The 14,362-nt window shown below is 59.1% G+C and carries 17 protein-coding genes and 4 tRNA genes; 10 read left to right on the top strand and 11 right to left on the bottom strand.

Features of this window, described 5'->3' with window-relative positions:
- Position 1 precedes the first annotated feature (1 nt).
- From rplK to tuf, 8 genes are all read right to left on the bottom strand, one after another.
- Positions 2–433 (bottom strand): 50S ribosomal protein L11, encoded by a 432-nt coding sequence (rplK, locus tag ACODTZ_RS13475; RefSeq protein WP_018902691.1) that lies wholly within the window; start codon positions 431–433, stop codon positions 2–4.
- A 171-nt stretch (positions 434–604) separates the two neighbouring features.
- Complete coding sequence (nusG, locus tag ACODTZ_RS13480) at positions 605–1,135, bottom strand: transcription termination/antitermination protein NusG (protein ID WP_018902692.1); 531 nt, start codon at positions 1,133–1,135, stop codon at positions 605–607.
- Between the two features lie 17 nt (positions 1,136–1,152).
- Positions 1,153–1,353: a preprotein translocase subunit SecE gene (gene secE, locus ACODTZ_RS13485; protein ID WP_026283763.1), complete on the bottom strand. Its 201-nt coding sequence runs from the start codon at positions 1,351–1,353 to the stop codon at positions 1,153–1,155.
- A gap of 187 nt (positions 1,354–1,540) precedes the next feature.
- A tRNA-Trp gene (locus ACODTZ_RS13490) sits at positions 1,541–1,616 on the bottom strand.
- 139 nt (positions 1,617–1,755) lie between these two features.
- Complete coding sequence (locus ACODTZ_RS13495) at positions 1,756–2,649, bottom strand: NAD-dependent epimerase/dehydratase family protein (protein ID WP_489026315.1); 894 nt, start codon at positions 2,647–2,649, stop codon at positions 1,756–1,758.
- Positions 2,650–2,736: 87 nt separating this feature from the next.
- Positions 2,737–3,051, bottom strand: a complete 315-nt coding sequence (locus tag ACODTZ_RS13500; protein WP_489026316.1) for a HigA family addiction module antitoxin — start codon at positions 3,049–3,051, stop codon at positions 2,737–2,739.
- Between the two features lie 8 nt (positions 3,052–3,059).
- Positions 3,060–3,341 (bottom strand): type II toxin-antitoxin system RelE/ParE family toxin, encoded by a 282-nt coding sequence (locus ACODTZ_RS13505; RefSeq protein WP_018902698.1) that lies wholly within the window; start codon positions 3,339–3,341, stop codon positions 3,060–3,062.
- 124 nt (positions 3,342–3,465) lie between these two features.
- On the bottom strand, positions 3,466–4,641 hold the full coding sequence (gene tuf, locus ACODTZ_RS13510) for an elongation factor Tu (RefSeq protein ID WP_111561256.1): 1,176 nt from the start codon (positions 4,639–4,641) through the stop codon (positions 3,466–3,468).
- Between the two features lie 347 nt (positions 4,642–4,988).
- Here tuf and ACODTZ_RS13515 point away from each other — a divergent pair, with 347 nt between their 5' ends.
- The 3 genes from ACODTZ_RS13515 (at position 4,989) to ACODTZ_RS13525 (ending at position 9,063) form a co-directional block, all read left to right on the top strand.
- Positions 4,989–7,949 carry a DEAD/DEAH box helicase gene (locus tag ACODTZ_RS13515; protein WP_489026318.1) on the top strand — a complete coding sequence of 987 codons (2,961 nt, stop codon included), beginning with the start codon at positions 4,989–4,991 and terminating at the stop codon, positions 7,947–7,949.
- Complete coding sequence (locus ACODTZ_RS13520; protein ID WP_489026319.1) at positions 7,933–8,448, top strand: phospholipase D-like domain-containing protein; 516 nt, start codon at positions 7,933–7,935, stop codon at positions 8,446–8,448. Before ACODTZ_RS13515 ends, ACODTZ_RS13520 begins: the two co-directional genes overlap by 17 nt.
- Positions 8,449–8,553: 105 nt before the next feature.
- Positions 8,554–9,063 carry a hypothetical protein gene (locus ACODTZ_RS13525; RefSeq protein ID WP_018898652.1) on the top strand — a complete coding sequence of 170 codons (510 nt, stop codon included), beginning with the start codon at positions 8,554–8,556 and terminating at the stop codon, positions 9,061–9,063.
- An 85-nt stretch (positions 9,064–9,148) separates the two neighbouring features.
- Here ACODTZ_RS13525 and ACODTZ_RS13530 read toward each other — a convergent pair.
- Positions 9,149–9,222, bottom strand: a tRNA-Gly gene (locus tag ACODTZ_RS13530).
- 26 nt (positions 9,223–9,248) lie between these two features.
- Positions 9,249–9,333: transfer RNA gene (locus tag ACODTZ_RS13535), tRNA-Tyr, on the bottom strand.
- Positions 9,334–9,537: 204 nt separating this feature from the next.
- On the opposite strand from ACODTZ_RS13535, the gene rlmB reads away from it, so the two are divergent.
- The 7 genes from rlmB to ACODTZ_RS13570 all read left to right on the top strand — a co-directional run bounded on the left by rlmB (position 9,538) and on the right by ACODTZ_RS13570 (position 13,052).
- Positions 9,538–10,428: a 23S rRNA (guanosine(2251)-2'-O)-methyltransferase RlmB gene (rlmB, locus tag ACODTZ_RS13540; RefSeq protein ID WP_113008528.1), complete on the top strand. Its 891-nt coding sequence runs from the start codon at positions 9,538–9,540 to the stop codon at positions 10,426–10,428.
- A gap of 122 nt (positions 10,429–10,550) precedes the next feature.
- Complete coding sequence (locus ACODTZ_RS13545) at positions 10,551–10,721, top strand: hypothetical protein (protein WP_165936948.1); 171 nt, start codon at positions 10,551–10,553, stop codon at positions 10,719–10,721.
- 68 nt (positions 10,722–10,789) lie between these two features.
- Positions 10,790–10,927: a hypothetical protein gene (locus ACODTZ_RS13550; RefSeq protein ID WP_181459189.1), complete on the top strand. Its 138-nt coding sequence runs from the start codon at positions 10,790–10,792 to the stop codon at positions 10,925–10,927.
- Positions 10,928–11,019: 92 nt separating this feature from the next.
- Positions 11,020–11,095 (top strand) — tRNA-Thr (locus ACODTZ_RS13555).
- A 151-nt stretch (positions 11,096–11,246) separates the two neighbouring features.
- On the top strand, positions 11,247–11,534 hold the full coding sequence (locus ACODTZ_RS13560; protein WP_018898656.1) for a hypothetical protein: 288 nt from the start codon (positions 11,247–11,249) through the stop codon (positions 11,532–11,534).
- Positions 11,535–11,746: 212 nt separating this feature from the next.
- On the top strand, positions 11,747–12,520 hold the full coding sequence (locus ACODTZ_RS13565) for an NAD kinase (protein ID WP_112941261.1): 774 nt from the start codon (positions 11,747–11,749) through the stop codon (positions 12,518–12,520).
- 4 nt (positions 12,521–12,524) lie between these two features.
- Entirely contained in the window at positions 12,525–13,052 is a 528-nt protein-coding gene (locus ACODTZ_RS13570) for a hypothetical protein (RefSeq protein WP_489026322.1), read from the top strand.
- An 85-nt stretch (positions 13,053–13,137) separates the two neighbouring features.
- Here ACODTZ_RS13570 and prfB read toward each other — a convergent pair.
- Positions 13,138–14,269 (bottom strand): peptide chain release factor 2 gene (gene prfB / locus ACODTZ_RS13575; protein ID WP_111561177.1). Its coding sequence is split into 2 segments (ribosomal slippage): positions 13,138–14,199 and positions 14,201–14,269, totalling 1,131 coding nucleotides; the frame shifts between segments, so codons are not numbered across the junction.
- Positions 14,270–14,362 lie beyond the last annotated feature (93 nt).

The following is a 14,362-nucleotide window of genomic DNA, read 5'->3' on the forward strand; positions in this document are numbered from 1 at the left end:
CTTATCCTACCACTTCCAGGCCCATGGCGCGGGCAGAGCCCTCAATCATCGCCATTGCACCTTCGATATCAGCTGCGTTCAGGTCCTTCATCTTGGCTTCAGCGATCGTCTTGATCTGAGCCTTGGTGAGCTTGCCTGCGGTGGCGCCCTTACCAGGCGTCTTGGAACCGGACGTGATCTTCGCTTCCTTCTTCAGCCAGTAGCTGACCGGAGGCTGCTTCATGACGAAGGTGAAGGACTTGTCCTGGTAGTAGGTGATGACGACCGGGATCGGCATACCCTTTTCCATTTCCTGCGTAGCGGCGTTGAACGCCTTGCAGAATTCCATGATGTTAATGCCACGCTGACCAAGCGCCGGGCCGATTGGCGGGGACGGGTTAGCCGATCCTGCCTTGACCTGAAGCTTGAGCTGGCCTGCAACTTTCTTAGCCATAACTCTCTGCCTTTCACTGACGGCCGGTTGCCCGACCAATAATGCCGGATCGCTCCGGCGGCTGCGGTTGCGTGGTTCGGATTTTAGGACCCGGCTAAGGTGCCCTCACCTTCCACGCGCTTTGCGGCTTTCGCCGCGGGGACATAAGCCGTTGCCGGCTTACATCCGAGCTCAGACCTTCTCGACCTGAGCGTATTCCAGTTCAACCGGCGTCGCGCGACCGAAGATCGACACTTCCACCTTCAGGCGCGAACGCTCTTCGTCCACATCCTGAACCGTGCCGTTGAACGATGCGAACGGACCGTCGGAAACGCGGACCTGCTCGCCGATCTCGAAGCTGACCGAAGACTTCGGACGCTCGACACCTTCCTGAACCTGACCGAGAATACGATCGGCTTCGGAGTCAGGGATCGGCACGGGCCGATTGTCGGAGCCCAGGAAGCCGGTCACCTTCGGCGTGTTCTTGATCAGGTGGTAGGCTTCATCGGTCAGGTTGGCGCGAACCATCACATAACCGGGGAAGAACTTGCGCTCGCTATCGACCTTGCGGCCGCGACGCACTTCAACCACCTTTTCAGTCGGGACGAGAATCTTCTCGAAGAGATGCTCAAGACCCTTCTGACGAGCCTTGTTCTCGATGTCTTCCGCGACCTTCTTTTCAAAATTCGAATACGCGTGGACGATATACCAACGTGCCGCCATCTTATATCTCCGCCCGATCAGTTGCCGATATTGAGCACGAAGCCCAGCAACCAGCCGATCAACTGGTCCGCGGCAAAAAAGAACAGCGCGGCAAAGACAACCATCACAAGTACCATGATCGTCGAGATCATCGTTTCACGGCGCGACGGCCAAGTAACTTTCAACGTTTCCGTGCGAACCTGCTGCAGAAACGTAAGCGGATTTGATTTGGATGCCATCGACTGCCCACGCAATTACGGCGCGTAAAGCTGATCAGATCAGCCCCACGCACCGCGTGTCTGTTGAACCCCTACATAAACACCGATTCCCCATTAGACAAGAGGGGAACCAAAGTTTAACGAAATTAGCCATGTACAAGCCTCTTGCGAAATGCTGCAGGTTGTCCGCGCTGTTCGTTCAAGGAAATGGCAGGGGCAGAGGGGCTCGAACCCACGGCCTGCGGTTTTGGAGACCGCCGCTCTACCAACTGAGCTATACCCCTTTACGCTTCCCGATCAGCCTGTTGGCGAAAGCCGCGACGCATTGTCGAGAAGCATGGCGCACCCTTTAAGACGCCGAGAGGCGATTGGCAAGTGCGTTTTTCACTTTTTCCCATTCCTCGCGTGCGGACCGAAACGCGTTCACAGCTTCACGTATCGGCGCCAGTCGTGCTCCTCGCGAAAGCCCAGCACTTCCCTGATCTTGTGGTTCGACAACAACCCCTCGAATTCGCCGATCTCGCGGGTGAAGCTGACGTTCGGATAGTAGCGCGCGGCGAGCTCCCGTGTGGGCGTATTGGCAGAGACGGTATCGTTGGCGGCGTTGAACACCTGGAAGCCGAGTCCGTCTTTCTCGATGCATAGATGGCAGATCTGGCCGAGATCGCGCGCGTCGATATAGCTCCAGGCGATCCGCTTGCGCATTTCGGGATTGGCGAAATAGGTCGGGAAATTCTCGTATTCGTGCGGCTCGATGACATTGCCGATTCGCAGCGCATAGATATCGGCGCCGGAGCGCTCGGCAAACGCTCGCGCCGTCTTCTCGTTCAATACCTTCGACAGCCCATACGAATCCATCGGGTTGACGTCGTAGTCCTCATCCAGCGGGAACTGATGGAAATCCCGATGCCCTTCGGCAAAGCAGGCGCCGTAGGTGGTTTCGCTGGAGGCAACGATGATCTTGCGCACACCGAGCTTCACCGCCGCCTCGATGACATTATAGGTGCCCATCGTGTTGATGCGGAAGGTTTCGTTGTCGGGTTTGATCAGGATGCGCGGGATGGCGGCGAAGTGCACCACGGCATCATAGGGTAGAACACCCCTGCCCGCTTCGAGATCCGGAAAGTCGCGGTGCATCGAGAGCGCATTATAGACCTGGCCGCTATCGGTGATGTCGACGATCAGATTGGTGACACCAGGACTGTCGAGCGGCACGAGATCGATATTGTGAACCTCGTAGCCGGCATTGACCAACCACGGCACGGCATGACGCCCCGCCTTGCCGGAGCCGCCCGTAAACAAAATGCGCTTCTTCATGAAATGTCCTCCCATTCCTCACCATGGAAGGCATAGATAAAGTGTCGCACCGGCAACGCAAGGCCACGCTGCCCGATGCCGGTTCGGCTACGCCGCGTCGAGTTCCGGGATGGCCGCCAACGCAGTCTCAATAGCCGCGCTCTGAACCTTGATCTCGTAAGCGACCTGCAGGTTCATCCAAAACTCAGGCGTGGTGTTAAAGAACTTGGCAAGGCGCAGCGCCGTGTCGGTCGTGATGCCCACCTTCTCGGCGACGATCCGCTCTATCCGTGTTCTCGGAATGCCCAGCTTCTTGGCCAATGAATAAGGCTTCAAATCAAGCGGCGCGAGATAGAGTTCTCGCAGGACTTCTCCCGGGTGGATGGCTGGCAGCTTGTTTGTGCTCATGATCAGAAACTCCATGCCTGCAATCAATGATAATCGGTGATTTCGACCTGTTCGGGGCCGGCATCCGTCCAGACGAAGCAAATCCGCCATTGCTTGTTGATGCGGATCGAATGCTGGCCATTCCGGTCGCCGGACAATCTCTCCAGCCGATTGCCGGGCGGTGAGCGGAGATCGCCTATGCTGGCTGCAGCATCCAAGACCGTTAAGAGCAACTGCGCGCGCCGCACCAACTCTGAAGGGAATCCCTTCCGCACCGAGCCGTCGGCCACCGACTGCGTGAGCTTATCCTTGAACGACCTGATCAAGCGTGCCTCCGATGCAGACGTATCATACGATGATACGTCTGCGGTGACAAGACCTCGATCGGCCAAAAGAAAAGGCCCCGCTGTTTCCAGCGAGGCCTTTTCTAACTCAAAGCAATCCTAAGGATTACTCGATGATCGAGGCAACGATGCCAGCGCCGACGGTACGGCCGCCTTCGCGGATAGCGAAGCGCAGCTTTTCTTCCATCGCGATCGGAACGATCAGTTCAACAGCAACCGTGACGTTGTCGCCAGGCATAACCATTTCCGTGCCTTCCGGCAGCGAAACGATACCGGTCACGTCCGTCGTCCGGAAGTAGAACTGCGGACGGTAGTTCGTGAAGAACGGCGTATGACGGCCGCCTTCTTCCTTCGTCAGGATGTAGGCTTCAGCCATGAACTTCTTGTGCGGCTTGACAGAGCCCGGCTTGCACAGGATCTGACCACGCTCAACGCCGTCACGGTTAACACCGCGAACCAGAGCACCGATGTTGTCGCCAGCCTGGCCCTGATCGAGCAGCTTGCGGAACATTTCAACGCCGGTAACCGTCGTCTTCGAGGTAGCGCGGATGCCGACGATTTCGACTTCTTCACCAACCTTGACGATGCCGCGCTCGACGCGACCGGTCACAACCGTACCACGGCCCGAGATCGAGAACACGTCTTCGATCGGCATCAGGAACGGCTGGTCGATCGGACGCTCAGGCGTCGGGATGTAGGCGTCGACAGCGGCCATCAGTTCGCGAACGGCGTCTTCGCCGATCTTCTTGTCCGAATCGTTGAGAGCGGCAAGAGCCGAACCCTTGACGACAGGAACGTCGTCGCCCGGGAAGTCGTAGGACGACAGAAGTTCGCGAACTTCCATCTCGACGAGTTCGAGCAGTTCCGCGTCGTCGACCTGGTCGACCTTGTTGAGGAACACGACCAGAGCCGGAACGCCAACCTGACGAGCAAGCAGGATGTGCTCGCGGGTCTGCGGCATCGGGCCGTCAGCAGCCGAGCAAACCAGGATCGCGCCGTCCATCTGTGCGGCACCGGTGATCATGTTCTTGACGTAGTCGGCGTGGCCGGGGCAATCAACGTGGGCATAGTGACGGTTGGCCGTCTCGTACTCGACGTGTGCCGTCGAGATGGTGATGCCGCGTGCCTTTTCTTCCGGAGCAGCGTCGATCTGGTCGTACGCCTTGAACTCGCCGAAGTACTTCGTGATCGCTGCCGTCAGAGACGTCTTGCCGTGGTCAACGTGGCCGATCGTGCCGATGTTAACGTGCGGCTTGTTGCGCTCAAACTTACTCTTTGCCATTTGAATGCTTCCTGTGAACGAAATGGATGACCCCGGCGAACCGGTTTAGTGCCGCCGTTTAAGGCTTTCGGCGGAATTGCGCAAGACTTAATTGCGGACGCTATTCCGCGCTGCCGCCGCATATGGGAACGAAGCATTCGATCGGCAACCTCCGTTGCGGCAGATGGCACAGCTACATCGTCGGCGGCAGAATACAAGCGCATGAATTTGCAATGGAAGTTCGCATTAGAGAACCTGCGGACACCCAGCGTGCGGCGGGGTGGAGATACATTTCGTTAATGCGCGCCTGAGTAGTATCCGATCGGCGGCGACTGATGAAGCCGATTGATTAACCGGATGAATTGGTCATGACCCTCTCCCTATCTGCCTTGCTCAACTATTGGCGCGCAGCGCTCCTCGATAGCAACCGGCATATTGATCCCGACTCGCTGTCACTTCACCCGCTCGCCTTTGGCAATTTGAGAAACGGTCAACTTGAACGTCGACTAACCGCAACCTTGTGGGCGGAGGCCGAAACGGGCCTCTCTCGTCGAGAACGCGAGCGCATGAGCGCCATAAATCTGATCGTCGCGTTTCAGCTTCTGCAGCCCGAATATCGTCACTCGGCAATCTCCGCGACCATGGATCGGATGCGAGTACCGATGTGGCTCTGCCTTCAGGTGACACGGGAGGGCAAATTGCTCGTCAGCGGCAATCCCGGCGATCAGGTCATTGTCGATCGCGCAGTCCTCGCACCCGCTTCCGGGGTGCAGACGTTTTCGCAGATCACCGAAGTGGATGACTACAGCGGAAGCAATCCGCCGCCCGCAGACGGTTCCGACTGGCCTACATTTTGGCGCTACGCCGACCAAATGTTCACCAGCCTGTTCGGAGAGGCTGCTGACCGGTTCGCACCCAAACATCATGTCAATCTAGGTGCCTATATTGCCTGCGGCACGCGCCCCGCCGACGCAAGCAAGGCAATTCGCAAGGTGTACGACACCTTGATCGACCAAGATGATGTTCCAGCACCGCTTCTGCAGCGCCTCATCAATCCGCAAGAAGCCAAGGATGTGACTGGAATAGCCGAGAATGCGGCTCTGAAGGGTCGTCATCTCGGACAGATGAGCGGCGACTTTCCACTCAATCGAAGCCAACGCCAATCCCTGAATGCCGTGACGGCAGTGGCCGACGGCGAGATCGTCGCGGTCAACGGGCCACCCGGGACCGGCAAGACGACATTCATTCAAAGCGTGGTCGCGTCGCTATGGGTTGAACGCGCATTGATAGAAGGCGGAGAACCACCGGTTATTCTGGCGAGCTCCACGAACAACAAAGCCATAACCAATATCCTCGACACCTTTGCGCGCGCATCATTACCGACGCAGCACCCGCTTTCAGCCTCTCCACTGATCGAGCGCTGGCTGCCCGAAGTTACGCAATACGGATTGTATCTTCCCTCGAAACGAGAGGTCGAGAAAGGCATAAGACCGGAGCACGCCGCCGCGTGGTGCCATCAGTATGGCCAGCCATGGGGCGGCCTGCCAGGCAGCATGGAGAACGACAGCTACCTTCAAGGCGCGAAGGACTTTTGGATCAGTCGTTTTCGAGACTGGGCGGGGCAAGACGCGACCGACCTCAAGGAAGCGACCGAAACACTGCGGGAACTGCTGCAGTTGAAAGCCTCTGCCATGAAGGCGGCTCTTACCCTCAAGGACACGACCGCGCTTTTATTCGACGGTCGCTTTCCAACCGCCTCGGACATCGCGCGTCTGCGCGCAGTGATCGACCAGGACGAGAGCCGATCGCAAACACTGCGCGAATGCGCTCGTACTGCTCTTGAACTTTCCCACGGATCGCTGCTCGAAGCCATCTTCTCGTGGGTACCCGCGGTCAAACGACGCCTCTGGTCACGCGTGCATTCCTACCTGGATGCTCAGAACCTGGCCGATCCCGCCTGGACGTGGAAGACCTTCCTCGGATCGGCGACACTTCGGGCTTGGCTGGATGACCTCATCGCCAAGCATGAGCGCGCGCTTGATCGGAAAAAAGAGGCGGTAGCAAACTGGAGCAACTGGCTACACGCTTTGCAACCAATTCTGGCTGAGGACGTCCAGAAGGAGATCGCGGCGAAACCCGACATTCTGGATGAGCGACTGGACACCTTGGTTCGCCCCGAACTCTTCCATCTCGCGGCGCGGTATTGGGAAGGCCGCTGGCTGATCGAGGTTGATGCGGCAGCGCGCGGCAAGGACAAGACGTTCACTGGCCGCGATCGTGACGCGTGCGAACGCCGGTGGCGGCGCTTCGCGAAGCTGACGCCTTGCATGGTATCGACAGCCTATACTGCCCCTCGCTTGTTTGATTACTACAAGGGCTCCACGGAACTGCTGGCCGATTTCATCGATCTGTTGATCGTCGACGAAGCCGGCCAGGTCCCGCCCCAAGTCGGCGGCGCGCTCTTTGCGCTGGCGCGTAAAGCACTGATCGTCGGAGATACGCAACAGCTGGAACCTGTATGGGGCATCGACACCGGCACCGATCTCGCCAATCTGGATCATTTCCAGATGGCCGACCAACTGAAGCTGCTTCAAGTCAATGGGATGATGGCATCCGAGGGATCGGTAATGGCGATGGCTCAGGCCGCGACGGCGTTTGCCATGCCACCGCATCGCGGATTGTTTCTCGAGGAGCACTGGCGGTGCCGCGCGCCTGTCATCGCCTATAGCAACGAACTGGCCTACGGCGGCGCCCTCAAGCCAATGCGCCCGGATAGTGGGCACCCGTTGCCGCCCTTGGGGTATGCCCATGTACCGGGTCGCGCAGTTCGCACGGGAACAAGCTGGACGAATGTCGAGGAAGCGGCAGTGATGGCAAAATGGCTGGGTCGCCGAAAGCGGCAACTCATCGAGCATCATGGCGCCAGAACGTTGGGCGAGATCGTGGCAATCGTCACGCCTTTCCGAGCGCAGATCGGGGTGCTGAACGCCGCACTGCAAAATGCGGGGCTAGACGGAGAAAACATAACCGTAGGCACCGTTCATACGTTGCAGGGCGCGGAGAAAGCCATCGTGATGTTTTCGTCAGTCAATACCCTCAGGGCAATCCACCGGGCTGTTTGTCGACCGGGGTGTATCCATGCTCAACGTGGCGGTATCGCGTGCACGGGAGAGCTTTCTAGTCTTCGGCGACATTGGCTTGTTTCGACCGGAGCAACCGTCACTGCCGTCGGGACTGCTCGGAGTCTACCTTTTCTCGAAGCCGGAAAACGAAATCACCGACATCGACCCAATCAGCCGGATCGCCCTGGAGGTGCCGTCGGATGTTGAGAGAATCAGCAGCCTCGAAGGGCATCGGGAAACACTGCGTAGATCCATCGAGGACGCAAGTGAGCGATTGCTGATCGTATCCCCTTATCTCACAGGGAACGCCATCGAGGCCGACGGCCTCGCTCCGCTGCTCAACCAGCGGCGCAACGATCTCAAGGTCGTCATCGCCTACGATCAATTTCTGAACACGGGACGGGATCGCCGCCTGCAGCCAGGTGCGGCTTCGGCTATCCAAACTCTGACGGCCGCCGGCGTTGAACTTTGGCCGCTCAACGGAGCCCATAATAAAACGCTCGCCGTGGATCAAAGCTGGATCGCGGAAGGGTCGTTCAACTGGCTGTCCGCTCTTCGCGACCGCGAGAGCGACTACCAGCGCCATGAAGTGTCACTCATCTACCGCGGAGTGGATGCCGCAACGTATGTGGACAAGGCTTGGCAGGAGATCGAAGCTCTAAGGCTTGATCCTAAGCGGGGCCGAGCGTTCGGCGGAATTGCGTAAAGCGGCACGTGCTCGCTTTCACCATAAACCGTCACAACCGATTGATGCTGTGATATTACTTGCCTTGCCGGAACCACGCCGGCGATCGCCCGGGGAGAGCACGGCATGGAACCGAAGGACATCGCGAAACGATCGGCCGGCAATTTTCTGATCTTTGCCGGCTGCGCATTCATATTGTGGATATTGGCGGCCGCGATCGACTGGATCGCGCAGGTGGTGCGGCTCTCGACGCCCGAGCGGCTGCCGGCGCTGGCAGCCTCCATCGTCAGCTCGTCGACGCTGCAGGCGATCGTCGCCATTTGGCTGCTGACGGCGGCTGTCGCCATCGCGTTTCCGAGAGTTCTCAGGCCGCTGTCGACCACGACGACGCTGATGTTCGATGTCGGCTACGGCATCCTCGGCGCGCTGACAGGATTCGGCATTGCGATCGGGCTCTTCGGCGGTGGCTGGTCGATCCTGTTGCGCGCACTCATCTATAGCGCCGTCATTGCTATCGGTTATGTCGCCGTGCGCAAATGGCTGTCGCGGGACGAATTCACGATGGATGGACGCACACGCTGGATGGCGGCCGGCATCATCGCGCTCGCCTCCCCCTTCGTCCTGCTGTGGGGCTGAGATCAGGAGCGGCGCTTCAGTGCGATAGGGAAACGTAAACAAGCGCTTGCGCGCTGTGGATAATGCCAGGCTTCGTTTTGAAAAGTGGAGCGGGTAGCGGGAATCGAACCCGCGTATTCAGCTTGGAAGGCTGCTGCTCTACCATTGAGCTATACCCGCGGGGTTTGGTCCGATCCGAGGACGAATGGTGGAGAGAGTTGGATTTGAACCAACGTAGGCTGAGCCAACGGATTTACAGTCCGTCCCCTTTAACCACTCGGGCATCTCTCCAGTTTTTCGTCCGGATCGTTAGACCAAGTCTGCTAGACTTTCGAAGCGTTGCCGCCCTCGGTCTGCGCCGCGTATATGACGGGCCCGATTGCCTATGTCAACACGATGACGATGGAAAATATGCGAAAAATGTCATCGGCGATGGAAAGCCCCTGTGGACAAAGAAATCCTATGCGGAAAGAAATGCCACCGCTATAAAGCGGCATGAGCAAAGACAACAAAACCGGGGGCACGCCCTCCGACGAAAAATCCGCCAAGGATACGCACTACGCTAACCTGCGTCGTGCGCATCGCGACAACAAGCGCGAACGCGGCGAAATTCCAACTCCCGGCTTCCAGAAGCGCAAACGTGGCGGCGATGACTGGAAGCCGCCGGCGCTGGCGCCAGACCAGGTCCATCTCTATGGTCTGCACACGGTGCGCGCCGCGCTCGAGAATAAAGAGCGCAAGAAGATAAAGCTGTCGGTGACCCCGAACGCGCTTGCGCGCCTTGAGATCGATGTCGAGAAACTCGGCATACCGTACGAGATGGTTTCGCCGCAGGATCTCGACAAGGTGCTTGGTCCAGACGCCATCCACCAGGGCGTGATGCTGGAAACGCGTCCCCTGCCCGTGCGCCGCCTCGAAGCGCTGAAAGACAGCCCACTGATCCTGGTGCTCGACCAGGTGACCGATCCGCACAATGTCGGCGCCATCATGCGCTCGGCCGTCGCCTTCAATGCCGGCGCGCTGATCACGACGCAGCGCCACAGCCCGACCGAATCGGGCGTGCTCGCCAAATCCGCCTCCGGCGCACTGGAACTCATCCCTTATATACAGATCACCAATCTCGCCGATGCGCTCGGCGAACTGCACAAGCTCGGCTTCGTCACCATCGGCCTTGATTCGGAAGGCCCGGCTCCGCTCGAGGGTACCTTCTCCGGCGACAAGGTCGCGCTGGTGCTTGGCGCCGAGGGCAAGGGATTGCGCCAGAAGACGCGCGAGACGGTGAATGCGCTGGCGCGGCTCGATATGCCCGGCGAGATCAAATCGCTTAACGTGTCCAACGCAGCCGCGATCGCGCTCTACGCGGCGCGCATTCATCTGAAGGGCTGACCGACTCACGAACGGGCCACCATGCCGAAAGATGCCGCTGCTGATGCTCGACCGCCTCGGTTTTGACGTCAGCAGCGGTTATCATCCAGCAATGCTCCGACCAACAAGGAGAAGCATCCGACATGGCAGTTCGTCCCCTCATCATCGGCATTCTCTTCATCGGCATCCTCGTCGCCATCATTCTCAGCATCGGCTGGATCGACAAGACCCAACCCGTGCATCAGCCCGATCCTCTCGCCCCGGCAGCCCCAGGCGCCAATCCCACCACGACAGCGCCGCCGCCAGCGCAATAGCCGCGACGCCCGCTCCGGAACCCAATTGCCTTATTTGCGTTTCTTCCTCGTTCAAAAGGAGAAATCGCGTGCGAATAATGATCGCTGTCATCGCTCTCATGGTTGTTTCGGTTCTCAGCATCGCTGCCATGCCGTCTTCCGGCGACGGCATGGGCGAGAATGGCGGCCACCTGCAATCGACCGTTCGGCAGACCACTCCAAACTAGCCTGCGTACGGCCTGTTGAAATCACTAAGCGAAATCAAATCGTGGCCGATTTTTCTTTACAGAGCAGCAAAATCTGCTAATTGGCGGGCGTTGCCCTTGTAGCTCAGTTGGTAGAGCACCTGATTTGTAATCAGGGGGTCGCGGGTTCGAACCCTGCCGGGGGCACCACAATTCTTCGAAGGAATCGATTGTTGCCACACCGACGGGCCTCGGTAAACGAGATGCTCGCGTTGCAACATTTGGTTCCTATTGCCCTTGGTTTCCCAGGGTTCCCCTGCATTCACGGCTGATCCGTGCAACATGCCAAGAGGTTATTGAAATGGCTGAACTCACCCCGGCGCAGATCGCGGGACTTAAACTCGCCCGTGATGGCGATCTCTATCCGCAGGCGGCCGGCAAGTGGACGCATGAGAACGCAACCGTGACCTATGCGAAAACGGACCGCTGGAAAGAGCGCCCGCAGAAGATCAAGACGGTCACCGCAAAGACGCTTGTGGATCTCTGCGAGCATGGCTTCCTGGAGCGCCGTAATCTCACCGACGATGGAACCACCGATACCTATGGCATCACTATGGGCGGAAAGATCTGGCTGCTTCAGAACAAGTAGGGCGCTGTCGCCGAGCCGACGGGCCACGGACGCGAGTCGACCAAGGTCCGTTCGAAGCCGATCACAAACAGGGGGCGCCATGAAATTGGCGCCCTTCTGCCTTCTCCTCACCTATGCAGAGAGTAGTCCCGGCGAACAGCTGCGACCTTAAAATGCCTTGTCGTGCCAGCCCATTATCATTTAGCTAGGCGGACTTTATCAAAGGGCATTGCATGAGCGTATCCTTTCAGACCCTCTGTTTTCTGGCTTCCCCTACCGCTGAGGCGCTGGCGGCGCGCGATGAACTGATTCGCCTTTACGGCGATGTGCCCGCCAAGGATGCCGATGTGATCGTGGCGCTCGGCGGCGACGGCTTCATGCTGCAGACGCTGCACAGCACGATGAACTCCGGCAGGCTCGTCTATGGGATGAACCGGGGCTCCGTTGGCTTTCTCATGAACGAGTACCGCACCGACGCGTTGCGCGAGCGGATCAATGCCGCCGTCGAGAACACGTTTCGGCCACTCAGGATGACGACCACGAATGCGGATGGGACGAGCGATACCGCGCTTGCCATCAACGAGGTCTCACTCTTTCGCCAATCCTATCAGGCCGCCAAGCTCAGAGTCGAAGTGGATGGCGTCGTTCGGCTTGAGGAACTGATCTGCGACGGCCTGATGGTGGCGACGCCGGCGGGTTCGACGGCATATAACCTCTCGGCGCACGGTCCGATCCTGCCGCTCGACGCACCGCTGCTCGCGATGACGCCGGTGAGCGCGTTCCGTCCCCGCCGCTGGCGCGGCGCGTTGTTGCCGAACAAGGTGACGGTGGACATTCATATTCTCGAATCGGAAAAGCGGCCAGTGAATGCGGTTGCCGATAACTCCGAGGTCAAATCGGTGCTGCATGTGCGCATTGCGCAATCCGAGCACATGACGGCGCGCATCCTCTCCGACCCCGACCGCTCCTGGTCCGACCGTATTCTATCCGAGCAATTCGAGGATTGAGGCGATGAAGCGTTTCGGACTGACAGCCTGCGCGCTGCTGATCGCCGCAGTTCCGCTTGCCACGCGTGCGTCGGATTCCACGGATCCTGTATTGCCTGCGAGCATCACATTCGCGACGAGCACGGGCTACTGGGCGGACGACGGCAATGCGCCGGCGGTGACGCGCCCGCCGGTTGCCACTACCCCGAACGCGCCAGCGACGGCGACGCCCGCCGCACCAAGCCAACCTCGCCACGGCTATTACAAACTATTTGCGGTTCGCCAGGCCGATCGCACCGCCAAGATCTATCTGCAGCAGATCGCGCAGACCGAGACCGGGCCCGAAATCATCTCAACGGTCGAGGTTCAGGAGCTGAACGACCTCAATCCCTATGTGACGGATATCCGCCCTGAAAATTCGACCGGCCGACTGAACGAGCCTGGGCTGTTCGCCATGGTCTATCTGAAGACCGATCCGGATGGCGATGCCGATAGCTGGACCGTCATCATCGACGAGTTCGGCGATATCAGCGTCGAGAAGTCGGGACATTAAAGCCCGTAGCGCTTCGAAAGACCCACAGCCAGAATCAGAAAAGGCCCCGGATGGGGCCTTTTCGATATCATCTTGACCAGATCGATCAGTCGACGTCGTCGACCACGGCATCCGCCTTGCCGCTGATGCGGTGGGCGAGCGCTGCTTCCATGAACTCGTCGAGCTCTCCATCCAGCACGTCGTCGGGCGCGGTGCTGGTAACGCCGGTGCGCAGGTCCTTGACCATCTGGTAGGGCTGCAGGACGTAGGAACGGATCTGGTGGCCCCAGCCGATATCGGACTTGGAGGCCGCTTCGGCGTTGGCCGCGTCTTCGCGCTTCTTCAGTTCCGCTTCGTAGAGACGCGCGCGCAGCATGTCCCACGCCTTGGCGCGGTTCTTGTGCTGCGAGCGTTCCTGCTGGCACTGAACCACGATGCCCGAGGGCATGTGGGTGATGCGGACGGCGGAGTCGGTCGTGTTGACGTGCTGACCACCGGCGCCCGAGGAGCGATAGGTGTCGATGCGGCAGTCGCTTTCGTTGATGTCGATCTGGATCGAGTCGTCGACGACCGGGTAGACCCAGATGGACGAGAACGAGGTGTGGCGGCGCGCGTTGCTATCATAAGGCGAAATGCGGACCAGGCGGTGAACACCCGATTCGGTCTTCAGCCAGCCATAGGCGTTGTGGCCCTTGACGAGCAGCGTCGCGGACTTAATGCCGGCTTCTTCGCCGTCGTGCACTTCGAGCAGTTCAACCTTGAACTTCGAGCGTTCGGCCCAGCGGGTATACATGCGCAAAAGCATGTTCGCCCAGTCCTGGCTTTCCGTGCCGCCGGCGCCGGAGTGAACTTCGAGATAGGTGTCGTTGCTGTCGGCTTCACCGGACAACATCGCTTCGACCTGCTGGCGCGCGGCTTCGGCCTTGAGTGCCTTCAGCGCGTCTTCGGCTTCCTTGACGATGGCTTCGTCGCCCTCGTCCTCGCCCATCTCGATGAGCTCGATGTTGTCTTTGATCTGCTGTTCGAAGCGGCGTACGCCGCTGATGCCGTCATCGAGCTGCTGGCGCTCGCGCATCAGCTTCTGCGCTTCGGTGGCATCGTTCCAGAGGTTCGGGTCCTCTGCCTTGTTGTTCAACCAGTCCAGTCGTCTTATCGCCTGGTCCCAGTCAAAGATGCCTCCTCAGCAGGGTGATAGCCTGCTTGGTTTCATCGACTACGTTCTGGATTTCCGCTCGCATTGTCCCGCTTCTTTGCGTTGTCTTCAAAAGTCGTCCGTCAAATAGTTGTGGCGGCCGCGGATGTAAAGAGCCGCAGCCGCCACGCTATAAGTC

It is taken from the genome of Rhizobium sp. FG113 (genome assembly GCF_057809895.1).